30 protein-coding genes and 1 pseudogene are annotated in these 24,539 nt (G+C 36.5%); 12 read left to right on the plus strand and 19 right to left on the minus strand.

The features are described from left to right. Nucleotides 1-13: 13 nt before the first annotated feature. Together fliS and H529_RS0101910 are read left to right on the plus strand one after the other, a co-directional pair. A complete protein-coding gene (gene fliS / locus H529_RS0101905; protein ID WP_022854875.1) occupies nucleotides 14-415 on the plus strand; it encodes a flagellar export chaperone FliS in 402 nt (133 codons plus the stop codon). After that, nucleotides 385-642 carry a hypothetical protein gene (locus H529_RS0101910; RefSeq protein ID WP_022854876.1) on the plus strand — a complete coding sequence of 86 codons (258 nt, stop codon included), beginning with the start codon at nucleotides 385-387 and terminating at the stop codon, nucleotides 640-642. The genes fliS and H529_RS0101910 overlap by 31 nt, the downstream gene beginning before the upstream one ends. Here H529_RS0101910 and H529_RS0101915 read toward each other — a convergent pair. The 9 genes and pseudogenes from H529_RS0101915 to trpC form a co-directional block, all read right to left on the minus strand. After that, nucleotides 639-887, minus strand: coding sequence for a hypothetical protein (locus tag H529_RS0101915; protein ID WP_022854877.1), 249 nt, complete (start codon nucleotides 885-887; stop codon nucleotides 639-641). The two genes, H529_RS0101910 and H529_RS0101915, sit on opposite strands and share 4 nt — an antisense overlap. A 25-nt stretch (nucleotides 888-912) precedes the next feature. After that, nucleotides 913-1,842, minus strand: coding sequence for a GGDEF domain-containing protein (locus tag H529_RS09780; RefSeq protein WP_022854878.1), 930 nt, complete (start codon nucleotides 1,840-1,842; stop codon nucleotides 913-915). Between the two features lie 5 nt (nucleotides 1,843-1,847). After that, a complete protein-coding gene (locus H529_RS0101925; protein ID WP_022854879.1) occupies nucleotides 1,848-2,714 on the minus strand; it encodes an HDOD domain-containing protein in 867 nt (288 codons plus the stop codon). An 8-nt stretch (nucleotides 2,715-2,722) separates the two neighbouring features. Further along, on the minus strand, nucleotides 2,723-3,031 hold the full coding sequence (locus H529_RS0101930; protein WP_022854880.1) for a hypothetical protein: 309 nt from the start codon (nucleotides 3,029-3,031) through the stop codon (nucleotides 2,723-2,725). Between the two features lie 30 nt (nucleotides 3,032-3,061). Then, nucleotides 3,062-3,937 carry an ATP phosphoribosyltransferase gene (hisG, locus tag H529_RS0101935; RefSeq protein WP_022854881.1) on the minus strand — a complete coding sequence of 292 codons (876 nt, stop codon included), beginning with the start codon at nucleotides 3,935-3,937 and terminating at the stop codon, nucleotides 3,062-3,064. Next, on the minus strand, nucleotides 3,921-4,304 hold the full coding sequence (gene hisI, locus H529_RS0101940; RefSeq protein ID WP_022854882.1) for a phosphoribosyl-AMP cyclohydrolase: 384 nt from the start codon (nucleotides 4,302-4,304) through the stop codon (nucleotides 3,921-3,923). The genes hisG and hisI overlap by 17 nt, the downstream gene beginning before the upstream one ends. A gap of 11 nt (nucleotides 4,305-4,315) precedes the next feature. Further along, on the minus strand, nucleotides 4,316-5,887 hold the full coding sequence (locus H529_RS09785) for an IS200/IS605 family accessory protein TnpB-related protein (protein ID WP_022854883.1): 1,572 nt from the start codon (nucleotides 5,885-5,887) through the stop codon (nucleotides 4,316-4,318). Continuing rightward, nucleotides 5,868-6,441 (minus strand): annotated as a pseudogene (locus tag H529_RS10945) (IS607 family transposase). Before H529_RS10945 ends, H529_RS09785 begins: the two are co-directional and overlap by 20 nt. 37 nt (nucleotides 6,442-6,478) lie before the next feature. Then, nucleotides 6,479-7,270, minus strand: coding sequence for an indole-3-glycerol phosphate synthase TrpC (gene trpC / locus H529_RS0101955; RefSeq protein ID WP_022854884.1), 792 nt, complete (start codon nucleotides 7,268-7,270; stop codon nucleotides 6,479-6,481). A gap of 96 nt (nucleotides 7,271-7,366) precedes the next feature. Here trpC and rpmH point away from each other — a divergent pair, with 96 nt between their 5' ends. From rpmH to H529_RS0102005, 10 genes are read left to right on the plus strand one after another with little or no spacing between them, the layout of a single operon-like run. Beyond that, nucleotides 7,367-7,501, plus strand: coding sequence for a 50S ribosomal protein L34 (gene rpmH / locus H529_RS0101960; RefSeq protein ID WP_022854885.1), 135 nt, complete (start codon nucleotides 7,367-7,369; stop codon nucleotides 7,499-7,501). A gap of 22 nt (nucleotides 7,502-7,523) precedes the next feature. Beyond that, nucleotides 7,524-7,877 (plus strand): ribonuclease P protein component, encoded by a 354-nt coding sequence (gene rnpA / locus H529_RS0101965; RefSeq protein ID WP_022854886.1) that lies wholly within the window; start codon nucleotides 7,524-7,526, stop codon nucleotides 7,875-7,877. Further along, nucleotides 7,874-8,116 carry a membrane protein insertion efficiency factor YidD gene (yidD, locus tag H529_RS0101970; RefSeq protein ID WP_028841019.1) on the plus strand — a complete coding sequence of 81 codons (243 nt, stop codon included), beginning with the start codon at nucleotides 7,874-7,876 and terminating at the stop codon, nucleotides 8,114-8,116. The genes rnpA and yidD overlap by 4 nt, the downstream gene beginning before the upstream one ends. Nucleotides 8,117-8,121: 5 nt before the next feature. Continuing rightward, on the plus strand, nucleotides 8,122-9,762 hold the full coding sequence (gene yidC / locus H529_RS0101975; protein WP_022854887.1) for a membrane protein insertase YidC: 1,641 nt from the start codon (nucleotides 8,122-8,124) through the stop codon (nucleotides 9,760-9,762). Between the two features lie 17 nt (nucleotides 9,763-9,779). After that, nucleotides 9,780-10,430 (plus strand): Jag family protein, encoded by a 651-nt coding sequence (locus H529_RS0101980; protein ID WP_022854888.1) that lies wholly within the window; start codon nucleotides 9,780-9,782, stop codon nucleotides 10,428-10,430. A 41-nt stretch (nucleotides 10,431-10,471) separates the two neighbouring features. Further along, complete coding sequence (mnmE, locus tag H529_RS0101985) at nucleotides 10,472-11,872, plus strand: tRNA uridine-5-carboxymethylaminomethyl(34) synthesis GTPase MnmE (RefSeq protein ID WP_022854889.1); 1,401 nt, start codon at nucleotides 10,472-10,474, stop codon at nucleotides 11,870-11,872. 14 nt (nucleotides 11,873-11,886) lie between these two features. Next, nucleotides 11,887-12,660 carry a bifunctional hydroxymethylpyrimidine kinase/phosphomethylpyrimidine kinase gene (thiD, locus tag H529_RS0101990; protein WP_022854890.1) on the plus strand — a complete coding sequence of 258 codons (774 nt, stop codon included), beginning with the start codon at nucleotides 11,887-11,889 and terminating at the stop codon, nucleotides 12,658-12,660. Further along, entirely contained in the window at nucleotides 12,645-12,941 is a 297-nt protein-coding gene (gene gatC / locus H529_RS0101995; protein WP_022854891.1) for an Asp-tRNA(Asn)/Glu-tRNA(Gln) amidotransferase subunit GatC, read from the plus strand. The genes thiD and gatC overlap by 16 nt, the downstream gene beginning before the upstream one ends. A gap of 18 nt (nucleotides 12,942-12,959) precedes the next feature. Continuing rightward, on the plus strand, nucleotides 12,960-14,429 hold the full coding sequence (gene gatA / locus H529_RS0102000; RefSeq protein WP_022854892.1) for an Asp-tRNA(Asn)/Glu-tRNA(Gln) amidotransferase subunit GatA: 1,470 nt from the start codon (nucleotides 12,960-12,962) through the stop codon (nucleotides 14,427-14,429). Between the two features lie 18 nt (nucleotides 14,430-14,447). After that, nucleotides 14,448-15,323 (plus strand): ParB/RepB/Spo0J family partition protein, encoded by an 876-nt coding sequence (locus H529_RS0102005; RefSeq protein ID WP_022854893.1) that lies wholly within the window; start codon nucleotides 14,448-14,450, stop codon nucleotides 15,321-15,323. A 16-nt stretch (nucleotides 15,324-15,339) separates the two neighbouring features. On the opposite strand, the gene H529_RS0102010 is transcribed toward H529_RS0102005, so the two are convergent. Genes H529_RS0102010 through H529_RS11130 form a run of 10 tightly spaced genes read right to left on the minus strand, consistent with a single transcriptional unit; the run spans nucleotide 15,340 to nucleotide 24,523 of the window. Beyond that, nucleotides 15,340-15,681: a DsrE family protein gene (locus H529_RS0102010; protein WP_022854894.1), complete on the minus strand. Its 342-nt coding sequence runs from the start codon at nucleotides 15,679-15,681 to the stop codon at nucleotides 15,340-15,342. A gap of 16 nt (nucleotides 15,682-15,697) precedes the next feature. After that, nucleotides 15,698-16,714 carry an NAD(P)H-dependent glycerol-3-phosphate dehydrogenase gene (locus H529_RS0102015; RefSeq protein ID WP_022854895.1) on the minus strand — a complete coding sequence of 339 codons (1,017 nt, stop codon included), beginning with the start codon at nucleotides 16,712-16,714 and terminating at the stop codon, nucleotides 15,698-15,700. Nucleotides 16,715-16,731: 17 nt separating this feature from the next. Further along, nucleotides 16,732-18,369: a peptide-binding protein gene (locus H529_RS0102020; RefSeq protein WP_022854896.1), complete on the minus strand. Its 1,638-nt coding sequence runs from the start codon at nucleotides 18,367-18,369 to the stop codon at nucleotides 16,732-16,734. A 2-nt stretch (nucleotides 18,370-18,371) separates the two neighbouring features. Continuing rightward, on the minus strand, nucleotides 18,372-18,863 hold the full coding sequence (locus H529_RS09795) for a phosphate-starvation-inducible PsiE family protein (RefSeq protein ID WP_022854897.1): 492 nt from the start codon (nucleotides 18,861-18,863) through the stop codon (nucleotides 18,372-18,374). Next, a complete protein-coding gene (thpR, locus tag H529_RS0102030; RefSeq protein WP_022854898.1) occupies nucleotides 18,860-19,429 on the minus strand; it encodes an RNA 2',3'-cyclic phosphodiesterase in 570 nt (189 codons plus the stop codon). Before thpR ends, H529_RS09795 begins: the two co-directional genes overlap by 4 nt. Continuing rightward, nucleotides 19,374-20,642: a nicotinamide-nucleotide amidohydrolase family protein gene (locus H529_RS09800; protein WP_022854899.1), complete on the minus strand. Its 1,269-nt coding sequence runs from the start codon at nucleotides 20,640-20,642 to the stop codon at nucleotides 19,374-19,376. The genes thpR and H529_RS09800 overlap by 56 nt, the downstream gene beginning before the upstream one ends. Before the next feature lie 13 nt (nucleotides 20,643-20,655). Next, the gene (locus H529_RS0102040; RefSeq protein WP_022854900.1) at nucleotides 20,656-21,147 is read right to left on the minus strand and encodes a phosphatidylglycerophosphatase A family protein; all 492 of its coding nucleotides are present in this window, start codon (nucleotides 21,145-21,147) and stop codon (nucleotides 20,656-20,658) included. Then, nucleotides 21,134-21,712 (minus strand): hypothetical protein, encoded by a 579-nt coding sequence (locus H529_RS0102045; protein ID WP_022854901.1) that lies wholly within the window; start codon nucleotides 21,710-21,712, stop codon nucleotides 21,134-21,136. Before H529_RS0102045 ends, H529_RS0102040 begins: the two co-directional genes overlap by 14 nt. Then, on the minus strand, nucleotides 21,705-22,712 hold the full coding sequence (locus tag H529_RS0102050; RefSeq protein WP_022854902.1) for a potassium channel family protein: 1,008 nt from the start codon (nucleotides 22,710-22,712) through the stop codon (nucleotides 21,705-21,707). Before H529_RS0102050 ends, H529_RS0102045 begins: the two co-directional genes overlap by 8 nt. Beyond that, a complete protein-coding gene (locus H529_RS11130) occupies nucleotides 22,712-24,523 on the minus strand; it encodes a sensor domain-containing diguanylate cyclase (RefSeq protein ID WP_022854903.1) in 1,812 nt (603 codons plus the stop codon). The genes H529_RS0102050 and H529_RS11130 overlap by 1 nt, the downstream gene beginning before the upstream one ends. Nucleotides 24,524-24,539 lie beyond the last annotated feature (16 nt).

Raw genomic sequence — 24,539 nt, forward strand, 5'->3', positions numbered from 1 at the left:
ATTAGGAGGATTTATGGTTAAGATGGTTTACAACTACCTAGAAAATCAGGTAAAAAATGCCGATCCTTTAGACTTAGTAATCATGCTTTATAGTAAAGCCATCTCTTGTCTAAAGATTTCTAAAAATGTTATAGAGTCTGGACTGAATAACCCTGAAGATATAAAAAAGAAGGCAGAAAACTTAGGTAAGGCTACCGATATCATAGCCTATCTACAAGGTTCTCTTAACCTTGAAAAAGGCGGAGATATTGCCAAAAATCTAAATGAGATATACCAAACCCTTTTAGACGAGTTGATTGTAGCAAACACTCAGAACGACGCCAAAAAAATCACAGACAGTATAGAGGTTTTAGAAAAACTTAAGAAAGCCTGGGAAGAAATTAAATGTCAATCTCCAAACTTAAAGAAAAATTAATCGAAATAGAACTTGCTATAAAGAATCAAGATTTAGATAAAGCTTTAACAATCTATGAAGAAATTGACCAAAACTTTGAAAAATACGTAAAAAACATAAAACAAGAAGAGTTAAAATCTGTTTTAAATTTGGTAGAATTTTTAGAAAAATTACTTAAAGAAAAACAGGCAGAGCTTATAGAGACTAAAAAATTACTTAACCTTAAGAAGGCCTATACAAGGTTTTAACTTTTTTCCATAAAGGCTTTTAGCCCTGCTAACCTTTGTTTTTCTGACTCTAAAGCTTTATAGGTTTGCCATAACTTCTTAAGTTTAGGGTTATCTTTAATCTGTAGCTCCTCTAACTCAGAAACTTTAACATTTAACTCTTTTTCTAAAGCTTCAAGCTTTTTTGTCAAACTCTTGATATTCTCTTCGCAAACTTTTATCTCCCGAGAAGTAGTAAACCAGACCTCGTCATAAACTATTCCCATTAGATCTCCCCTTTTATAAAATTTTTTATTTTCTCCTGTCTATAAAATAGTTACTTCCTGGCATCTTCTTTACCAAGGCTTTTACTTCAGCCGCTCTCTGTGAAATCTCACCTAAGTGTTTAAACTTATTAGGATAAATCGGTACTAAAGCTATAGAAACCGAAGGCAAAGAAATTTGTCCTAAGTGTCCTTGTCTGTCTTTGGTTAAAAAATATCCTCTTTTTAAATCTTCTTCTTTTAAAAATATAGGAAGGGTTGCTTCAAATTTTTTGATGATTTCTTTTGCAACTTCTTCTCCTTTTTCGATAGGAACCACAAAAACAAAATCATCTCCTCCTATGTGCCCCAGAAAATACCCTTGGCCTACCTTTTCATTTAAGGTTGTGGTTAAAATCCTTGCTAAATTTTTGATAAGCTCATCCCCTCTTGAAAAACCGTACACATCGTTATACACCTTGAAATTGTCTAAATCTACATACCCTATGGCTACCTTTTGTTTTTCTTTAAGAATCTTTTCTAAATATTTAGAAATCGAGGTATTCCCAGGAAGCCCGGTGAGAGGATTGGTGTCAGAAATCCTCTCTATTCGTTTAAAAGCATATTCTATTCTAAGGATAACTTCTTTTAAGTCCTCGTGAATGATTACAAAATCGTCTACCACCTCAGCTTTATTTATCAAAAACTCAAAGTCTAACTCATTAACCACTAGTATAACAGGAATACCGGTGAGATTAAAATTTTTCTTAAGGCTTATTATTTGCTCAAAGGCTAAAGGGTCCTTTTCGTAGTTAAAAAGAATCATATCTGGTGGTCTAAACAAAAAACTTTCTAACAAACTCTTGGAAGAATAAAAAAACTTAAGAAAATATCTCTCTTTAAGCTCAGAAAAAAGCTGTTCTTTCCATTTTTTAAAAACTTTATCTTTTTTCAAAAACAAATAGATGGTCTTAGGCATTAAACTTACGTGCCTTCTGTTTCTTTTTTAAGTTCTTCAGTAAAAAATTTAAGCTCATAAAGTTTAGGCTCAAGTTTAAAAAACAACTCTTTAATAAAAGAAAAATCAAGCTTTAGAATTTTAAAAGCTTTTTCATCAAGAGGAGGTACTTTCTTGTAAAGGCTTTCACCATAACCTCTTGCATGAATTAAAACGTCAGCAAGATGGACTACCGCCGCCTCTTTTTTAAATTCTTTAGCCTTAGAAAGGTCGTGATGAGCCTCTACTGCCTCTATCAATCTTTCTGGTAAATTCCATTGTCTCATCAAAAAAGCCCCAATCTCTGCATGGTTTATTCCTAAAACCTCTTCTTCTGCTTTCAAAGGATCTTTTTTTTCTTTTTTGATAAATTCTATTATCTGGTTGTATTCCTGTAAAAAGGCTACCTTTTCTATCACCCTTCCCAGGTCATGTAAAAGCCCTGCTGTAGCTATTTCTTGAGGTTCTTTTAGTTCTACCTTTTCTGCAAGAATTTTAGCACAGGCAGCCACCCCAACAGAATGTTCCCACAATCCTACATCTTCTTTATGTAAAATCTCAAAAATAGATGAGGTGGTGATCAAAATCTTGATCACGTTGATACCGAGTAACATCAGAGCATTTTGAACCGTACTCACTCTCCTTGGAAAACCATAGAAAGCTGAGTTAGCAAGCCTTAGGATTTTAGAGGTTATTACCTGGTCTTTTTCTATCAACTCTGCTATCTGTCCTATAGAAACCCTTTCGTCCTCTACCATGGTATTTAGTCTTTGCACGATAGGAGGTAGGGTAGGCAATCCTTCTAGTTTACGAAGCTTTCTCCTTACTTCTTTTCTCTTTTCATAGGGATCCATGAAATCTCCTAAGTTTCTTTATATTTTTCCAGCAAAAACTCCTTTAACACTTCTTTTATGTTAAGTAGAACAGGGTCAGAAATCCCTTCAAACCTCTTTTCTAAACCTTCTAACTCTTCTTCTAAAGTCTTTTCCCAAGGAAGCCTTACTTTAAGCCCTTCAACCGTAATAAACTGTACCCCAAACTCTTGAAACCTTTTTAAATGTTCTTCGGTAAGCTCTACCCCTTTGCCACAAAGGGTTCTTCCGTTTGCATCTACTACCTCTTCGTAAGTTTTCATACCAGGAATTATATAAGCTAAAGGAAGTCTCTGCATGTTGCACCTCTTTTTAAAATCACCTTTTGTTTAGATAACTTTGTTTAAGCTATATTCTATGATTCCTTCAGCCCCTAACTCTAAAAGTTTAGGTACAAGGTCTCTCACCTCTTTTTCTGACACAATTACTTCTATTGCATACCAGTCTTTGTTATAAAGTTGGGCAATGGTTGGAGAGGTAATACTTGGTAATATCGCAATAATCTTTTCAAGATTAGAAGCAGGCACGTTCATCTTTAGCCCTACCTTCTTATGAGAGTTAAGGGCACCTTTAAGTAAAACTGAAATTTGGTTTATCTTTTTTCTTTTCCATGGATCTTCCCAGGCTTTTTCGTTGGCTATTAACTGAGGATAGGTAATCAACAATTCATAAATAATCTTTAAACCATGAGCTCTTATGGTAGTACCTGTCTCTGTAACTTCAACTATGGCATCACAAAGACCTTGTACAACCTTAGCCTCTGTAGCACCCCAAGAATAGCTCACTTCAACGGGAATGCCTCTTTCTTCAAAAAACCTCTTTGTAAACTGGACAAGCTCTGTGCTGATCTTTTTTCCTGCTAAGTCTTCAAGCTTTTCTATTCCTGATCCTTCTTTTACTGCCAACACCCATCTCGCAGGTTTCTTGCTTACTTTAGAGTAAATCAGGTCTTCTACCACCACGACCTTTGAATTATTTTCTAAAATCCAGTCTTTTCCGGTAATTCCTGCATCAAGGATACCTAATTCTACATATCTACTCATCTCTTGAGGTCTACATATCACCATCTCTAACTCACAATCATCAACCTCGGGAAAATAATTTCTATGATGAACATCTATCGTCCACCCCGCCTTTTCAAAAAGATCGATGGTTGCCTTTTCTAAACTTCCTTTAGGAATGCCAAACTTAAGCTTTTTTTCCATAAACCTCCTCCGGATTAAATAGTTTCTCTTCTATAATTTCTAAACCCTTTTCTCCAAGTTTTCTATAAAAACAACTACCATATCCTTCATGGCATACAGGACCCTTAGGTTCTACCTTAAAAAGTAAGGTATCTTCGTCACAATCAACCAATACCTCTTTTACCACGAGATAATGTTTTGACGTTTCTCCTTTTAGCCAAATCTTATTTCTCGTTCTACTATAAAAGTGCATCAAACCTGTCTCTAAAGTTTTCCTCAAAGCTTCTTCGTTTAAAAAACCTACCATCAGAACTTTAGAAGTTTTAAAGTCCTGAATAACCGCTGGCAAAAGACCTCCCAATTTTTCAAAATTAAGTTTTAGCTCCATCTACTACCTGGTTACCTGAACTGTACAAAACTGCACAGCTCAGGGGCTGGGGTATTTGTAGTCCGCCTTTCAGACAGGCTCTGCCCCAGCTGGCGGTATTTGAGCCTGCCATAGCCCCTGTCCCAAGAAACAGGAACTTGCGTCCTTAACGGGTCCCCCCACTTACCCTGAAGAAGTAAGCTCTTCAGGGTAGAAAAGTCTCGAAAAGACTTCTCAGGGGAAAGTGGCGTTACCACCGCTACCCTGAGAACTCGCCAGAGATTAAAGCGATTGCCCTTGCTTGTTCCATCCAGAGGCAAAGACAACCTCCCCGGCTCATTCTCAGGGCTTTGGTAGATTTTTAAAATTCTGCTAATTTCGTTTAAATGTTTATTTTTCAAAGCTTTATTACGAACTCGCTTCTTAATAAACTCTTTTAAAACCTCTAAATCCTCTTTCTTCAAAGATTTCAAAAACTCAAGGTAATTTTTAGGTATCCTTTCTCTTTTACCTAAAGCCCTACGAGCTATTACAAAAGCCGCTACTTCATCTTTCGTAATCATATACTGAGGAGCATACTTCAAAGACCCGATAATAGATGTAAAAGCGGGATTTACTTCTATTACCTGAATACCATTTCTTCTTGCAAGAATCTTAATTTTATCAAGCATTGAGCGATAACTAAACTCATGCCTTATCCTTCTTGACTTTCTACCAGAAAAGTCTCCCCTCTTGCCTTTATTTGCTATTGAAAGCCTTTCAACCACAATAGCCTTTCCTTTCTCTTTTGCTGTGCTTACTATTTGATGAGCATAATACCACCTGTAATACTCTTTTTTGCTTCTTGAACCTGCTGATAACTCAGGCATAGAAATATTTCCATAACTTATCAAATTACCCTTCTCATCAACTTCAGCCCAGGCTATATTATGAGGATAGACATTTAAATCAACTCCAATTACTCCATAATCCTTTGTAATCAAAAGCTCAGGTAGATTTTCTTCAAAAGAAAAGAAAACATAGATGTTTTCGTTTTTAAGTTTAAGCTCAACTGAATAAAGAATTCCTGCCTCTGAAAGCTCTCTCAAAATCTCAGCCCTATCCTGTCCTTTTTTGTAGCCAGCACTGACAGGAACATAAACATAATCCCGATTACCAAGGTTTATTCTTAAACAAACTACGCCGTCCTTCTCTACAATTCTTGCATTAAGATTGCCCTTCTTAGCTTCTTCTCCAATCGACCAGAGATTTCCTTTTCTCTTCTCAACCCATTCCATCCTTAATTTTTCATAAACTTTTCCGTTTATATGTTTTTTCTGGAGCTTCCTAAATAAAGAACGACTGCCAAATATAATTTTTCTTGGGCTTTTACCTCTTGCTTTGGTAGACAAAAGCTCCTGAGCCTTTCTAATAGCGCTATCAACATATCTTGAATTGAGATTAAAAATTCCTTGAAGCTCTCGTTTTAAAGTATTTCTATCAGCCCCTTCTAAAAGCCGATTATAAGCAAACCGCATACATGCTGACCAACGACGCATAAGGTCTAAAACTTTTTCTTTATCCTCAACTGAATTAAACTTAAGTTTAGCTTGAAGGGTTAACATCCTTTCTCCCACCACGACGTCCATATATCCGTGCAGCAAAAGAAGTAACTATAGCTATTAAATCTTCAGCTAACTCTTTGTTTAAATCTTCTTCACATTCATTTCCATTTAAAATAATTAACTTAACCCCATAACTCTCCAGAAAAAATTTTATATACTCAAATTCAAATCTCGCTATCCTGTCAGGATACTCAATAACTACTTTCTCAACCTTTCCTCTCTTAACTTTATTCAAAAGCTTTAACAATCCACGTCTATTTTCATTAACTCCACTTGCTATTTCCGAAATAACCTCATAATCCCATCCTTGAGATTCAGCAAATTCTTTTAACCTTTTTATCTGTTTTTCTAAATACTTCTCTTGCTTTTTAGTAGACACTCTTGCATATAGAATGACCTTAGGTTTAGGCTTTTGTTTTAATAGTCCCAACAAACGCTCTTATATCCTCCTTCCGATAACGCCTCCGACCCTTAGGAGTTCTAACAGGCTGAATTAAACCCTCTTTTTCCCAATTAATCAGTGTTATCCGACTTATACTATAAAGCTCTTTAATTTTTTATAGTTAATAACATCTTATTTTACAGTTTTTATCAACTATTGCAAACCTCCTTAAAGGCTCTAAGTTTTTTCTCAGGATTTTTGGCCTTAACCAAAGAAGTCCCTATCAATACCCCTTTAAACCCTTTCTTTATCAAAGGCTTTAAATCTTCAGGCCTGTGATAACCACTTTCAGCTATTACTTGACATCTCGAAGGAATCTTTTCAAAAAGAGCTAAACTTTGGTTTTGGTCAACCTTCAGAGTCTTTAAGTTTCTGTTGTTAATCCCAATAAGAGTTGCCCCTACAGAAAGGGCCTTCTCTAAATCCTCTTCGTCATGAACCTCTACCAAAGGAGTTAACCCTAATTTTTTGGTATGTTTAAAAAGTTCCTTAAGGTTTTCCTTGGTTAAAATAGTACTTATCAAAAGAACAAGGTCTGCTCCAAAAGCTCTTGCCTCTTCTATCTGTATAGGGTCTAAGACAAAGTCTTTTCTTAAAAGCGGTAGGTCTGTTATAGTCCTTATGGCAGCAAGATATTCTAAAGAACCTCTGAAAAAAATCTCTTCGGTAATAACTGAGATGGCTTTAGCCCCTCCTTTAACATAACTTTTAGCAAGCTCTAAGGGGTCAAAATCCTCTCTAAAATTATCCTTTAACGGACTTGCCTTTTTAATTTCAGCGATGATAACAAATCCTTCCTTTTCCAAGTATTTTTCAAAATCAATAGGGGTTCTATCCTTAAAAGGTCTAAAATAAAGACCTCTTTCTTTTCGTTTTAAAACTTCGTAGTATTTTTCTAAAAGAATGCTGGATAAAACTGGGTTGATTTTATGTTTTTCCATATTATCTTTATAGGAAATTTTTCTTTTATTTTATCCTGTAGAAAAATTTTTAAAAGATGTTAATATCATAATTTTTAGAAATATGGAGGTAAGGAGATGAAGAGGACTTACCAACCAAGTCGTTTGAAGATGAAAAGAAGACATGGATTTAGAGCCAGGATGAAAACCCGTTCTGGCAGAAGGATCCTTAAAAACAGAAGAAGAAAAGGACGTTGGCGTTTAACTGTTTAAAATTTACTTAAGCTTAGAAAGTTTGAAAAAAGAAGGTCTTTCTAAAAAGGAACGTTTAACCAAAAACTTAGAGTTTCAGAAGGTTTTTAAGTATGGAAAAAAAGTATGGATCGATTCCTTACTGCTGATACTTTATGCACCTAACGAAGTAGGATTAAGAAGATTAGGGATAGTAGTTTCTAAAAAAATTGGAAAGGCTACTAAAAGAAACAAGGTAAAACGCTGGATTAGAGAAATTTTTAGAAAAAATAAAGAACTGTTTCCTGAAGGATGTGATTTTATAATTATACCTCATCCCAAAATAGGGGAGTTAAGTTTTTCTGAGGTTAGGGCTAAAGTTTTAGAAAAACTGGTTGAACTAAAAAAGTTAAGATGAAAGCTTTGATTGTTTTTTTGATAGACTTGTATAAAAAAATCATTTCACCTATATTTTCAGTGTATTTTAACATAAACTGCAGGTTTTATCCTTCCTGTAGTGATTATACCAAAGAAGCAATCTTAGAGTTTGGCCTTTTAAAAGGGACCTTTTTAGGGATTAAAAGAATCCTTAGATGTCATCCCTTCTGTAAAGGTGGATACGACCCAGTACCAAAAAACCCTGCAAGGAGGATTTAATTTCAATGGATAATAGGATTTTAATTGTTTTAGGCCTTTCTTTTTTGGTAATAGTTTTCTTTCATTACATCTATCTAAAACTTTTTCCTGCTCCTCCTATAGAACCAACAACCTTAAACTCAACTTTATCTAATTCAACGGTTAGTCAGAACAATACCTCAACACCTCAAGCCTTATCTTCAAAACCAACCCTACCTAATAATCCTACCTTTTCTGAAAAATCCAATCTACCTTCTTATGCCATTGTTTCTCCGAAATATAACGCTACCCTAACTGCCTCTGGGGTAAGGTTTAACGAGTTTTTTTTAAAAGATTTTTTTAAAAATAAGGTAAAAAAAGATCCGGTAAACCTAATAACCGCAGGATCCTACTCTTTACCCCTTGAGGTCTACTTAGAAACCAAACCAGAGCTTGCGGTTTTAGGTTACAATTCCAATTCTCCTTCTAAAGTGATTTTAGAAAAAGATGGAGAAAAAGAGTTATTTTTTTACACATCCTATCAAGGGATAGCTTTAGAAAAATTTCTAAAATTTAAACCTCAATCCTATTTTATCGACCTCAAAATCAAAATTACCAACCAAAGCAACCAAACCCTTACAGATAAACTTCTTCTCAGAGGTGCCTTTGCCCCCTTTGTAGATGGAACAAAGTATGTATTTACAGGTCCTTTTTATTACACCAATCATCTAAACGAGGTTAAACTCAAAAATTCTAAGGTTGAAGAATACGTAGGAAATTTAAAATACTTAGGATATGAAGACAACTATTTTATGGTAGCTGTTATTCCTGAGGGATTTAGCAACGCCTCTCTAAAAGCTACTTTTAGAAACCTGACTGACACAGTGCAGGAGTTTATACTCTGGGTTCCTGTTGAAAACCTTAAACCAGGTGAAGTGGCTTCTTATCAGTTTAAGCTGTATATGGGGCCTAAAAAGTTAGAAGAAATGCAAAAGGAGTTTCCTTTACTTACCAAAGCCTTATACTTTGGGATTTTTGATTTTATCGCTAAACCTTTACTTTATGTGTTAAAATTTACTCACCAGTTTACCCACAATTTTGGATGGGATATCATAATTATGACCTTGCTTTTAAGGGTCCTTTTCTTCCCCTTAAACCACATAAGCTATAAAAGTATGAAAAAAATGCAAGAACTACAGCCTGTTATCCAGAGGCTAAGAGAAAAATATAAAGATGACCCACAAGGTCTCAATCGTGAAGTTATGAATCTCTATAAAACTCAAAAGATAAACCCTTTTTCTGGATGTCTTCCTATCCTTATTCAGATACCTGTTTTTATCGCCTTTTATAAAGTGTTATTAATGGCGATAGAATTAAGACATGCACCTTTTATGCTTTGGATAACCGACCTTAGTGCTCCTGAAAGGCTTTACATAGGGAACTTGGTTATACCTTACTTAGGTGGTATACCTGTACTTACGATTTTGATGGGAATTTCGATGTATTTACAGCAAAAGTTGACGCCTTCCTCTCCTGATCCTATGCAAGCCAAAATTATGCTCTTTATGCCTATATTTTTTACTGTCCTTTTTATAAACTTCCCTTCAGGACTTGTTTTATACTGGTTTGTAAACAATCTCTTATCGATCGTTCAACAATATTTTACCCTAAAATTAACCAAAAAATAATCTGAGAGGTGGGAACTATGGTTTTAGAGAAGGAACTTGAGGGAAAAAGTTTAGACCAGCTTTTGGAGGTTGCTTGCCAAGAATTAGGGTGTATGCCAGAAGATTTGGAGTTGGAAATTTTAGAGGTAACCTCTTCTTCTTCCGGACTTTTAGGTATGCCCAGCAAAAAAATTAAAATCAAAGCTAAGCTTAAACCAGACAAAATGCTCTCTGAAAGAGCCAACAAAGCCTTAACTTTTCTAAAAGACCTTTTTTACTACACCGATTTTCAAATAGAAACCCAAACCAACCTTTTAAAAGACAAACTCCAGATCGAAATCTTGTTAAAAGGTGAAGACCTTAAGTATCTTGTGCAAAACGGAGGAGAGGTACTTTCTGCTTTAGAGTTTCTTACTAACAAAATCGTAGCCAAATCCTTAGGGGTGGGGCCTAAGATTGTCTTAAAACCTGAGGGAATTAACTTAGAGAGAGAAAAAAGACTTATCTCTGCGGTGAAAAGAGCCATAGAAAAGGTAAAAACCACCAAAGAGCCTCAGATAATTAAGGTTGGGTCTCAAAGGGAAGAAAGGATTGTCCTTAACTTAGTTAAACCTGAGAAGAGTATAGAGGCTGTGGTAGAAGGTGAAGGAAAACAAAAAAAGGTTATCTTACAATGGACTAACTCTTAAACGAGCCTTGAATAAGGGGGTAATCCCCCCTTTGATGTTTTATGCAACCTAAACTTTATCCAGAAGATACCATCGCTGCTATTTCTACACCCTTAGGACGTGGAGCTATAGGTGTCATCAAAATAAGCGGTGAGTCTGCTTTATCTATTTTAAAACAAATATTTAAAACTAAAAAACCTCAAACTTTATTTCAGTCTCATCGACTTTACTATGGTTTTATCGTGGACCCAGAAACAGAAAAAGTAATAGACGAGGTTATGGCAGTTTACATGCAAAAACCTAAGACGTATACAAGGGAAGATGTGGTAGAGATTTATGCCCATAGTGGGACTCTTATTTTAAGAAAAATCTTAGAACTTGTTTTAAAAGCAGGGGCAAGGCTTGCTCAACCAGGAGAGTTTACTTTAAGGGCTTACCTCAACGGAAGGATTGACCTTTCCCAAGCAGAAGCGATTCAAGAGCTGATCTCAGCCAAAACAGAAAAGGCTCTACAACTTTCCTTAAACACCCTCTTAGGCAGGTTTTCAGAAAAGATAAACCAAATAAGGCAGCATCTCTTAGACCTTTTAGCTCAAGTAGAAAGCGCCATAGACTTTCCAGAAGAAAACCTTGAGATACTGGAACCACCTCAACTTATTGAAAGAATCAACTCTCAAGTTATTCCTGAATTACAACAGCTTATCAAAAATTATCAAGAAGGAAAGGTATATAAAGAAGGTATCAGTTTAGTGATAGCCGGAAAACCTAACGTAGGAAAATCCTCTCTAATGAACGCCCTTTTAAAAGAAGAACGGGCTATTGTTACCCCTATCCCTGGAACTACCAGAGACTTTTTAGAGGAAGAGTCAACTATCGAGGGACTTCCGGTTAAACTCATAGACACTGCCGGTATAAGGGCTACAGAAGACCCTATAGAAAAAATAGGGGTAGAAAGGGCTAAACACAAATTTAAAGAGGCGGACCTTATCTTGTTTTTAGTAGATGTAAGTTCCCCCCCTTCTGAAGAGGAGAAAGATCTTTTTGAAGAGGTAAAAATCTACCCCCACTTGCTTTTAATCAACAAAATAGACTTAATACCAAACTATTTAGAAGCATGGGAGAAAGAACTCGAAAAATGGGGGGTCAAAGACTACTTACCTATTTCTGTAAAAGAAGGAAAAAACTTAGACCTTTTGGGTAAAAAAATCTTTGAAAAAATCACCGGAGGTAAAGAACCAGAGATACCTGAGTTAGTACCTAACTTAAGACAAAAAATCTCTTTAGAAAAGGCGATAAGGTATCTAGAAAACGCTTTAGAAGAGCTTAAAAAACCTAACCCCCTTCCTGAGATCATCTCTATAGAAATAAGAGAGGCGATCTCTGCTCTTTCTGAAATCATAGGAGAGGTTACCACCGAAGACCTTTTGACTCAAATCTTTTCGACTTTTTGTATAGGAAAATAAGGGCAGAGGATTAAATGTACGTCCTTTCTTTAGCAGGACTTGACCCTTCAGGAGGGGCAGGAGTTTTAGTAGATGTTAAGGTCTTCTCTCTGTTAGGTTTAAAAGGAGGTGGGATACCCACAGCCCTTACCCTGCAAAACACCTCTGTTTTTAAAGGCTGGGTCCCGATAGATTTAGATTATTTTAAAGAAGCTTTACAGATGGTGTTCTCTGACCTACCTGTAACCGGTGTAAAAATAGGTATGGTTGGGGCTTGCGAGGTGTTAGAAATACTTGTCTTTTACCTTAGAAAATATCGGCAGCAACTTTTAGCAGTAGTTTATGACCCTGTGCTTAAGGCTACCCTAAATCATCCTCTTTTTTCTTCTGAAGAATTTTTAGACTTAGTCAAAAGGGAACTACTCCCTCTTTTAGACTTTATTACCCCTAATCTTTATGAAGCTTCTTTGCTAACCGGTAAAGAGATAAAAACTGAAGAAGATTTAGAGAAGACAGCCAAAACCCTTTTGGAATATGGATGCAAGCAGGTGGTGATTACAGGTTATCAAAAAAAGAATAAGATTTACGACTATTTCTTTTCAAAAGAAGAAAAAATACCCTTAGGGAAAAAAAGGTTAAGCCTTGAATTTCATGGGACCGGGTGCGCTTTTTCTTCAAGTCTTCTGAGTTTTTTAGTGAAAGGTTTTCCTCCTTTTTCTGCCTTTAAAAAAGCCAAAAATTGGTTATACTTATACCTCAAAAAAGCAAGCGTTCAACCTTTAGGAGGTAAGATATGCCTATTTCTTTAGAAGAAGTACTTAAAATCGCCCATTTATGCAGGCTTGAATTTGATGAAGAAGAGGCTAAAAAATTTTCTGAAGAGCTTTCTAAAATTTTAGACTATTTTGAAACCTTACAAACTTTGGACACTCAAGATGTACCTCCTACCTTTCATGCCGTAAAACTGCCTACCCCTTATAGAGAAGACGAGGTTAAAACGTTCGATAACATAGAAGGTTTGCTGGCTAACTCTCCTAAGAGCAAGGATAACATGATAGTGGTGCCTAAGGTAGTGAAAGCTCCTTCATAAACTCAAGAGAGGTGAGAGATGAAAAGCACAACCCTAACAGAGTTTACCATAAAAAATGCTTTGGAGATGCTTGAAAAAGGAGAAATAAGCTCTGTTGAGCTTGTCGAAGAAACGTTTAACCAAATTAAAAGGTTTGATCCTGAGGTCAAAGCCTTTTTGCATCTGTTTGAAGAAGAAGCTCTTTCAAAAGCCAAAGAAGCTGATGAAAAAAGAAAAAAAGGCGAAAAAGGAAGCCTTTTAGGAATACCTCTTTCTATTAAAGACAACATTTGTATCAAGGGCTATCCTACGACCTGTGCTTCCAAAATTTTAGAAAACTTTATTGCCCCTTATGAAGCTACGGTGGTTGAAAAACTAAAGGTTGAAGGGGCTGTGTTGATAGGAAAGACAAACTTGGATGAGTTTGCCATGGGATCTTCTACAGAAAATTCTGCCTTTTTTACCACCAAAAATCCCTGGGATTTAGAGAGGGTGCCTGGAGGATCATCTGGTGGTTCTGCTGCAGCTGTAGCTGTAAGGATGGGGCTTGGGTCTTTGGGTTCTGATACAGGAGGGTCTATCAGACAACCTGCCGCTTTTTGTGGGGTGGTAGGATTAAAGCCTACCTATGGCCTGGTCTCCCGTTATGGTTTAGTAGCCTTTGCCTCTTCTTTAGATCAGATCGGACCTTTCGGATTAACCGTAGAAGATACTGCTATACTCTTAAAAGCCATCGCAGGAAAGGATGAAAAAGACTCTACCTCTGCCGCGGTTAGCATACCAGACTACCTACAAGTAATACATCAAAACGAAAAAACTAAATTTACCATAGGCCTTCCTAAGGAATATCTCCAAACAGAAATGGACCCAGAAATAAAACAAAAGATCGAAGAGGTGGTAAACCTGCTCAGGAAAACCCATGAAATTAAAGAAGTGTCTTTACCTCACACACCCTATGCAGTAGCTACTTATTACATTATCGCTCCTGCTGAAGCTTCATCAAACCTGGCACGTTACGACGGTGTTAAATATGGATTAAGAGTGGAAAGCACTAACTTGATTGACATGTATAAAAAAACCAGAGCCAAAGGGTTTGGAAAAGAGGTAAAAAGAAGGATCATGATAGGGACATACGCCCTTTCTGCCGGATACTATGATGCCTTTTATCTCAAAGCCTCTAAGGTGAGAACCCTGATTTTAAGGGACTTTTTAGAGGCTTTTAAACAGGTTGACCTTTTAATCACCCCTGTAACCCCTACTCCACCTTTTAGAATAGGAGAAAAGATTACCGACCCCTTGCAGATGTATCTTTCTGACATCTTCACCATCCCGGTTAATCTGGCAGGGCTTCCTGGGATTAGTATACCAATAGGCCTTAACTCAGAAGGCCTACCTATAGGACTGCAAATAATAGGACCTCATTTCAGAGAAGATTTACTCCTTAGCTTGGCCTATCAAATAGAAAAAATGATAGACCAAAGGTTTATACCTCCTCTGTTAAAAAGTTGAGCTTCAAGGATAAGAAACATGAAAAAAAAGGCACTTGGCAAAGGGCTTTCTGAACTAATACCTGACATAGACCAGGGGATCTCTTTACAAGAAAAAACTGACCATAAAGGTATAAGGTTTATTCCTGTAGATCACATACTTTTTTCTCCACTACAACCCAGATTGGTGTATAAAGAAGATGAAGAGTTTGAAGAGCTGGTTAAGTCCATAAAAGAGACAGGGGTTTTGCAACCTATTTTAGTACGAGAAAAAGGAGAAGGGTTGTTTGAGTGTATTGCAGGAGAACGCAGACTTAGAGCTTGTAAAAAAGCTGGACTCTCTGAAGTCCCTGCCATCATCAAAAATCTTTCTGATGAAGAGGTCTTAATAGTTGCGCTGATAGAAAACCTGCAAAGGAAAAATCTCAATCCCTTAGAAGAGGCGATAGCTTATAAAAACCTTGCAGAAAAGTTCGGTTATACCCAAGAAGAGATTGCAGCCAAAGTAGGTAAAGACCGTGCCACTGTAGCTAATCTGCTCAGGCTTTTAAACCTTCCTCAAGAAATCCAGCAAGACCTTATGGAGGGAAAGCTTACGGTAGGGCACGCTAAGGCCCTTCTATCTCTAAGTTCTAAAGAACAACAATTAGAGGTAAGAAACCTTATCCTACAAAAAGGTCTTTCAGTAAGAGAAACTGAAAGGCTGGTTAACAAGCTTTTAGCAGGAGAAAAAACCAAAAAACTAAAACAACCTGACCCTAATCTTCTATATCTATCTGAAGAAATAAGTAAGCTTGTTGGCACAAAGGTTAACGTAAAAGTACAAAACAAAAAAACCTATTTTATCTTCGAATTTGAAGAAACAGAGAGGGTAGAAGATTTTTTGGAAGGTCTTAAAAAAGCCTTTGGTATTTAGATCTTTTTTCTAACATTTAAGCCCTTACATAGGCATATCCTTCTTGTTGCAGCTCGACTAAAGCTTTAATACCTGCTGGGACAGTTTTACCTCCTTTAGGCACTGCCTCAAAAGGTATGTTAAATCCTTTTAAAGCGTTTTCACAAAAATAAACCTCTCCTCCTAAAGCAAGTAGCTCGTTAAAAAGGTCTGTATAAGGGGTAAAATCTTTTAAAACGGTTATTCCTTCAAAGTTCACGATTATTTTAACCAAAGGTTGTTCTTCAGAACTACAGGCATTAAGGAAATTTTTAGCCATCTTCAGGGCTGGTAAAAATCTTTCAGATTGAGGTACATGTAATAAAAGCTTTAACCCCATAATTACCCCTCCTCATCTATGATAATATATTCAAGTTCTCAAACTCTTTTTTAAGACTCCTTGAAAGGAGCCTTTTTAAACATTTTTGAGGTTTTTCCTTTCCAAAAAGGACATGGTAAACCTCTTCACAGATAGGCATCTCTATCTTAAAATGACGGGCTAAACTTCTTACTACCTTAGCAGTTTTAACTCCTTCAGCTACCTCTCTCAAGTTTTGCAGAATATCTTCTAATTTTTCTCCCTTCCCTATTCGGTATCCTACTTGATAATTCCGAGAAAGGGCACCTGTACAGGTTAAAACAAGGTCTCCAAGACCTGCTAGCCCATAAAAAGTAGAAGGCTGTCCCCCCATCTTGATACCTAAACGTATCATCTCTATAAGACCACGGGTTATCAAAGAAGCCCTGGCATTAAGTCCTAATTGAAGTCCGTCGCAAATCCCAGAAGCTATGGCTATCACGTTTTTTATAGCTCCAGCGATCTCAACCCCAAGAGGGTCATCGCTTCTGTAAACCCTAAAATAAGGCTGGGCAATTAGTTCTTGGATCTTTTTGGTTTCTTCTTCTTTTTTCCCAGCCAAAACCACCGCTGTAGGAAGCTCCTTAGCCACCTCTTTAGCAAAAGAAGGTCCCCCCAATACCATCACTTCACAACTTTCAGGCAACAATTCCGTTAATATATTATAAGGAGTCTTTCCTGTTTCCAAATCTATCCCCTTGATAGCGGAAACATGATATTTTATCCGTTCAGCCAAAGATTTTAACCCTTCTAACAAATGTCTTAAGGCATAAGAAGGCACCACCCAAAAAACAGCCTCAGAATTACCAAAAGCTTCTTCTGGGTCTAAGGTAGCTTTTAATTTTTTAGGTAGCTTAATTCCTGGGAGGTAAAAAGGATTTTCTTTTTCTTTATTGATACTATCACAAACGACCTCCCTTCTAACTAAAAGAGAAACCTCGATGTCTTTTGAGGCTAATACTTTACCTAAAGATGTTCCCCAACTTCCTCCTCCTACTACCGTTATCTTCTTCATATACTCATGCCTCTTTGTTATGGTATCAAATATTTTTGTCTTTCTTTAGGAACCCACCATTCTTCTAAGTTATACCCTATTCCTATGGCTGAGGTTTTCACCTCCTGAACCCTTGAACTTATAGCCTCTAAACTCATAGGTATATAAAGAAATGTATAGGGTTGGTCTTCAGCCAAGATCTCTTGTACTTTAAAATAGATTTTCCTTCGTTTTTTTACATCTAAGGTATATCTTCCTTGTTCTAAAAGACGATCAAGTTCAGGATTAGCGTATCCCACAAAATTTAACCCAGGAGAGACTGTTTTGGAAGAATGGAAAATGTCGTAAAGGTCTGGGTCTGGGCCAGTAGACCAACCCAAGATAACTGCTTCAAACCTTCTTTTGTCTATAAACTGATGGATAAGGGTGGTCCATTCTAAAGTTCGAATGTTTACCTTTATTCCTATTTTTGAAAGCTCTTGTTGAATAATCTGAGCGGCAAGAAGCCTTGGAAGGTTACCTTGATTAACCAATAGGGTAAACTCAAAGGGTTTACCTTCCCTTTCTAACAAACCTTTTTCGTTTCTCTTAAAACCTGCTTCTAAGAGTAAGGTTAAAGCCTTTTGAGGATCATAAGGACAACTTTTTTCTATCGCCGGGTTGTAAAACCATGTATCAGGTTTATAAGGACCATAAGCCGGTATCCCCTGACCTAAAAGCGCCCCCTTTACTATCTTTTGTTTATCTATCGCATAACACAAAGCCTTTCTTACCCTTTTGTCTCTAAAAATCGGATGAGCCAGGTTATACCCTATGTAAGTAAAAGAAAAAGCAGGATATTTATAGATATGAAAAGACTTTTCTATTTCTTTTTCCCTCTGAAGTTTTAAGTATTGAAGAGGGGTTAAGGAAACCCAATCTATACTCCCAGAACGAAGTTCCATAAAAAGGGTTGTAGGGTCAGGAATGATACGATAGATAAGATAGTTTAAATAAGGTCTACCTTTATAGTAAAGAGGATTAGCTTTTAAAACAATTTCCTGCTGAGTCTTCCATCGTACCAACATAAAAGGGCCATTACCGATGGGATTTCTTCCAAAAACATTTTTTAAATAATCAAGGTCCTTCCCCTCAAGCAGATGTTTCGGAAGAACCACCAAATTACCCCAAGAAGACAGAGCTAAAGCAAATGGCCTTTTATAGGTAACCCTAAAGGTATAAGGATCAAGTATCTCAAACTTTTCTACCTCAAGAAAATCGCTGGCATAGGGAGTAGGTATCTTAGGGTCAGTAATCAACCGGTAACCAAAAGCTACATCTTCTGCTGTAACCTCAACCCCATCACTCCATTTAACTCCTTTTCTTAAATAAAAAGTAAAAGTTTTTTGATCTTTTGATATTTCATACCTTTCAGCCAATTCCCCTACAAGATTAAGGTCAGGTCCGTATTTAACCACCCCCAAAAACAGATGCCCCCCTATCGTATGACTCATAACATCTGTGGCTATCATAGGCACCATCACGCTGGCATCAGCTATAGCTCCTATAACCAGGGCATCTCCATAATCTTTAGAAAGACACTGTTTTGAAGAATTTCCATATGATAAAATCACCACCCCAAAGCTCAAGGTTAAACATAAAACTAATAAAATTAAAACCTTTGGTTTCAACGACATGCTTATTCCTGTAAAGAGCTAATCCGAGGTTTTCTAAAAATTTTTATTCCCTTGTATATTATCAAAATAAACCTGCTCACTACCACCAAAACAATAGCAAAAGCCCACCAAAAAACCTCAAACCCTGTGACCCTTCCTTCAAAAAGATGTATCATAAACTCTCTTATCAAGAAGGCTATCAAAGCCTCTATCAGGATTTCCATACTCACTGCCTCGTGTTCAAAATAATCTACAAAAGCCCTTATCAATTCAAGTACCACTATCAAACTCAATACGTTGGTTACCAGATCTTTAAAACTTGCCCTAACTGTGGGTTCACTAAAAACAAAGGTAAGGTCTTTGACGGTTTTAAAAATTCCTATACCTAAACTTATGATCAAAATGATGATGGCTAAATTAAAAGCAAGCTTAATGATACCTTTATAAACACATAAAACAACATTTTGTAAAGCCTCTAACTGAGAAGGTGGGCTACAGGGAAGGTCTTTTTTCATACCTTTAGTCCTACCTCCTTAAAAATTTTATAGACAGGACCTTTAGGGGTTAGTTTGCTCTCAAAAAAATCAATCTTTCTTACAGGAAACTTTATACCTTCAAGTCTTTCAGCCTCTTTGTAAAGGTTCTTAAAGTAGTCTTCAAAGGCTGACTTGTCTTTTATTTCTTTTATCCTAAATAGGGTGATATGAGGGTGAAACCTCTGATCAAGGCTTAACTTAAATCTTTTGAAAGCTTTATGTAGATCTTCTACCAGTTTAAACAAAGTCCCTGTATCTTCTTTAATCCCTATCCAAACCACCCTGGGATTGCCTTTTTCAGGGAAAAACCCAAGTTTATCTACGGATAAAACAAAACTTTGATGTTGGGTAGCCACCTTTTCTACAGACTTAATCAATCTTTCCAAAAGGTTAGCCCCGATTTCTCCGAAAAAAACTAAGGTAAGATGAAAATTTTCCAGTTCTACCCATTTAGTCCTAAGACCTTCTGGTTGTTTAATTTTTTCTAAATCAGCAAGACCTTTCTTCAACTCCGAGGGTAAATCTATACCTAAGAAAACTCTCATCATATAGGATAAGCCTCCTTAACATGTCTAAAGTGGTATAACTACTCATCAACTGAACCTCTCTTCTTTCTAAACCATAAAATCCAAATTTGAAAGCCTTAACCTTGTTTTGATAAGCAAGTCCTATGTAGACTGTTCCCACCGGGTTTTCAGGAGTACCTCCTCCAGGGCCTGCATAACCTGTAATTCCGATAGCAAAGTCTACCTTTACCTGTCTTCTTACTCCCTCTGCCATATCTAAAGCCACCTGATAACTCACCACCCCAAACTGTTCTATATGCTCCTTTTTTACCCCAAGTAGTTCCATTTTGCTCTCAGGACTATAAGTCACCCAACCTCTTTCAAAATAGTTAGAACTTCCTCCAACTGAGGTTAAAAGAGAAGCCAACATCCCTCCTGTACAGGATTCGGCAACCGCTACCTTTTTTCCTCGTTCTATCAAAAGACTCCCAACCACTTCTACCAAAGAACGATCGTCTTCGCTTACCAAAAAAACACCAAACTCTTCTTTTAATTTATATATCACCTCTGATAAAAGGGTTTCATCTCTACTTCTAAGAAACAATTTAACCTCAGGCCAGAGGGGATAGTATCCTATCTTTAAGTCTTGAGTATTTAAAGTATAACTTTTTAAAAATAAATTAAGGTCTGTTTCATTTAGGTCAAAAAATCGCAAAGATTTAGATAACTCTAAACCTTCCGCCTTAAACCTCTGAGATAAAAGTGGTAGCACCTTGTGGGTTAAAAGATATTCAAACTGATGAGGTACTCCAGGCAAAACAAAAATAAGTTTTTCTTTAAAGTCTAAAAGATATCCTGCCATCGTTAAGTTATCTGCTAAGGGAACTGCACCCTCAGGAAGCAAAGACATCTTTTTGGCTACTTCTTGAGAACTGGCATATTCTTTAGAATCCGTTATAGCCTTAGAAATTTCCTGATTTTCTATTAAATTAAGCCCTAAAGCCTCAGCCACAGCCTGGTTAGTCAGGTCATCATCTGTAGGTCCAAGCCCACCAGACAAAATTAAAAAAGAATACTTAAAACATAAATCCTGTAAATAAAATTTCACCAGAGACAGATCATCAGGGATGGTCACTATCTCTCTAACCTGAAACCCATGTAAAGAAAGTTCCCTGGTAGCCACGATAACGTTGGTGTTTACCACCAACCCAGAAACCAGCTCATCTCCGATAAAAACTAAGGCACCTTTCATCTTAGAGATAAGTTTATATCAAACCAGAAAATTTGACAACATAGACTAACAAGGTTACGATGGCATTGGTAAGGAGCCCTGCCAACAGATCGTCTAACATAATCCCCCATCCTCCAGGAAAAGCCTCTAATCTGCCGATAAAAAATGGTTTTTTGATGTCTAAAACCCTAAAAACCACAAAGGCTAAAACAAACTCAAGCAAGGTATGTTTGCCAATTAAAGAAACCCACATCCCTGCTATCTCGTCTATCACCACAAACTCTGGGTCTTTCTGTCTAACGATTTTACTTGATAAATGGCTGGATAAAACCCCTAAGATTGCAAGGCTCAAAGTTAAAAAAATTTGAGTTAACAGGTCTGCCTGTTTGATAAACCAAAAATATATAAGCCCAGTTAAAGCTCCCAAAGTACCGGGGCAAACAGGTAAAAACCCTACAAAACCACCTGAAGCAATAAAAATCCATAAAAGATTCCTTAAAAAGTTAGGCTGTTTAGAAAGGGGCATGTTCTATCTCTTGGTTAAATTTTTCATAATCTTCTAAAGCCATCAAAGACCTTAGTTTCCACAAATATAGTTCTATCCTTAACCTTTCTTCTCCTTTTTTGTTTTTTAATATCTTTTTAGCCTTTTGTTCCACAGCTTGATATCGTTGCATCGCCTCTCTTTTCAAGGTTTCTCGGTAGGTTTCAAGCTTGTTTTTTAAGGTTTCTACCTTAGGTTTAAATCTTTTCAACTCCCTTTCGCACTTTCTATAATACTTCTTTTTGTAATACTCTTCTATACGTTCCCACTCCTTTAAAACAGCCTTATGTTCTTCCTTATAAAGGTCAGGCACTTTAGCTCCTTTTATCCATTCTAACATCCCTTTTATCTCTTGATAAAGCTCTTTGGGAGGAGGATAAAGAGAGACATATTTTCTTACCAAAGGAAGGTTTGAAAGAAGCACCTTAACACGTTCTACGTTGTCCTCCTTAAACTCCTGAAAACGTTCTTTCAGGGTACAAGAAGACAAAAAGAAGGTTAAAGTTAAAATCACAACCAAATTTTTAATCAACCCCTTTCTACCCATTAGTCATCTCTTTCTCAAATAATTCAAGTTTATCTGGAGGTCCTATAGCTAAAAGAATGTCTCCAGGCAGGATGTAGCTTTCTGCAGAAGGATTAAACTCTATCTTTCCTTCTCGTCTTTTTATTCCTACGATAATTACTCCGAAAATCTTGCCTATTTCTGCTTCCTTCAGTGTCTTACCTGCATAAGGAGATTTTTCTGATACATAAATTTCTTCTATGTCCACGTTTAGGTATTCTGAGCTGGTTATAAACTCCCAGAAATCAACCACGTTAGGCTTTAAGAGAGTGTGTGCCATCCTTAAACCGCCTATATGATAAGGACATACCACTTTGTTTGCCCCTACCATCTTTAGTTTTTTTCTGGCTGACTCTTCTGCAGCCCTGGCTATGATAAAAAGGCCAGGGTTTAAAGCCCTGGCACTTAACACCACGTAGAGATTATCGGCATCTGAAGAAAGAACTGATACAAGCCCTTTGGCTCTTTCAATACCTGCTTCTTTAAGAATCTCATCTTTGGTTGCATCTCCTATCACAAATAAGTATCCCTCTTCCTTAGGGTCAAAATGTTTTTCTATCACCACTACCTCCTTACCATTAGCCTTAAGTTCTTTTGCAATAATCCTTCCCATCCTACCATAACCACAGATGATGTAATGACCCTTAAGTTTTTCTAACATCTTTCTTCTTCTCCTTTCGTTAAAAACGTCTTTTAGCTCTCCTTCTATCAAAACTTGGGCAATGGTTGTGGCTGCATAGGTAAAAACCCCAAAACCCAGGACAATAAGAACTATGGTGAAAACTTTACCTACTTCACTAAGCTCTTTGACCTCTCTAAAACCCACGGTAGCTAAAGTTATAACCGTCATGTATAAAGCATCCAAAAAACATAATTCCTCGATTACCATATAACCAACAGTTCCTAAACCTACCACCACCAAAAGTAATGTTAAAATAAAAAAAAGACGTTTACTTATCGAATATGAATATTCTGTAGGCATTAACTTAACACCTTAATAACTCCTCTTCCTTCAAACTTGGCTTTGTAAAGTGCCTGATCTACTTTAAGCAACAACTCCTCTAACTCCCTATCTGGCTCTATCTTAATAATCCCTATACTGACAGAACCTACCACTTCTTTTCCGTTTGCTTTGATGCGGATTTTTTTAATCTCTTGTAAAATTCTTTCAGCTACCTTTTGAGCTCCTTCAAGGTCTGCTCTAAGAATTAAAAGAAATTCATCCCCTCCCCATCTGACAGGAATGTCCTCGGCCCGAGCATTTTTCTTTATTGCCTCAGCCACACCTCTTAAATACTCATCCCCTATCAAGTGACCAAACTGATCGTTTATCTCCTTTAGATAATCCACATCCATAAAAAGTAAACAGTAGTTTTGTCCTCTCTTTACCAACTCGAAAATCCGTTTGATAACATCCTTTAAATATACCCTGTTATAAAGTCCTGTAAGTTGATCTTTAGTTGTTATATCAAAAAGTTGTTCCACCCTTTCTTTAAAGTGAGAAACATCATATCCTATAACTAAGTAATACAAACTATATTCTTTTATAGGGATTATCTCAAAGCTGAAACATACTTCTTTTCCACTTTTTGTTTTTAAACAAAACTCAAAACTCTCCCCTTTTTCTAAATCTTTTGAATCCATTAAAGACAAAAAGGAAGATAAAGATTTATCGTCCATCAAGTTTTTCCATAAACTGTTTGCATATATCAAATTTTTTTCTTCATCAAATACCGCAACCACCAAGTTAGAACGTTCTGCTATCATCTGATAGATCTTCTTAGCTTGGTTGATTTCTTCAAGCTGGAGTTTTAAGAGTGAATAAACTTCGTTAAAATGTGCTACCAGTTCAACAAGCTCATCTTCTCCTTTTAAGGTGATCGTTTCCTTTTTACCCTGAGCAATCTGTTCTATTTCATCTTTTACAGAATGTATCCTTTTTAACACTTTCATCATATGAAAATAATATATTCCGAAAATAAGTGCTAAAAATAAGGCTTGTATCAGGATAAACTCCCAAAGATATTTTTCAAACATCAACTTTCTTGGAGCAGTAAAACTCAGAATCAAAGGATTACCAAAGAAATCTCTAAGTGTGGTGACAACCTCATAAACCCCTCTTTCATCAAATTTAATGCTATTCTCGACCTTTCTACCTTTATAATAAACAAAACTTACTTCACTAAGCCCAAAAATGTTTTTAATCAAATCTAACTTCTCTTCGTCTAAAGGAGAAACCATAACCAAAATCCCTACAGGTGGCTTTATGCCCTCTGAATCACTTACAGGATAAAAACTGACTATAGATGGAACGTTTTTATAAAAAGAAAGCGCGGTATAAACAGAAGTTAAGGTTATCTCTTTATAAAGAGAACGATAATAGCGATAGTGTTCCTCTAACCATAAAGGGTCTACAGGAAGGATCTGTTTAGTTTTCTTATCAAAAAAACCTCCTGCCTTTACCCTTCCGTCAGGATAAAGATAGATAATCACAGAAAGTTTGTTGTTTTTATAGGATTCCTTGTTTAAGTTTGACTTAGGAAAATTAGGATTTTTATCCTGTAAAAATTCATATGCCTCATCCCCAACCGCCCAATCTCTGGTTAAAAGTTCAACTCTCTTTTTCTCTGCTTCAAGGTATCTTATTACTTCTATACTTGTTGAAGCAATCCAATTTTTTTCTATTTCAAGTAAAACTTTTTTTAAAAAACCAGAATAAATCCCCCAACTTAAAACTAAAAACAGAAAAAGTTGGACAAAAAGCCAGATCAAAATCTTCTTTTTAAGTCTCATAAAAAAACCTTAGTTT

It is taken from the genome of Thermodesulfobacterium thermophilum DSM 1276 (assembly GCF_000421605.1).
In the GTDB taxonomy this organism is placed as follows: domain Bacteria; phylum Desulfobacterota; class Thermodesulfobacteria; order Thermodesulfobacteriales; family Thermodesulfobacteriaceae; genus Thermodesulfobacterium; species Thermodesulfobacterium thermophilum.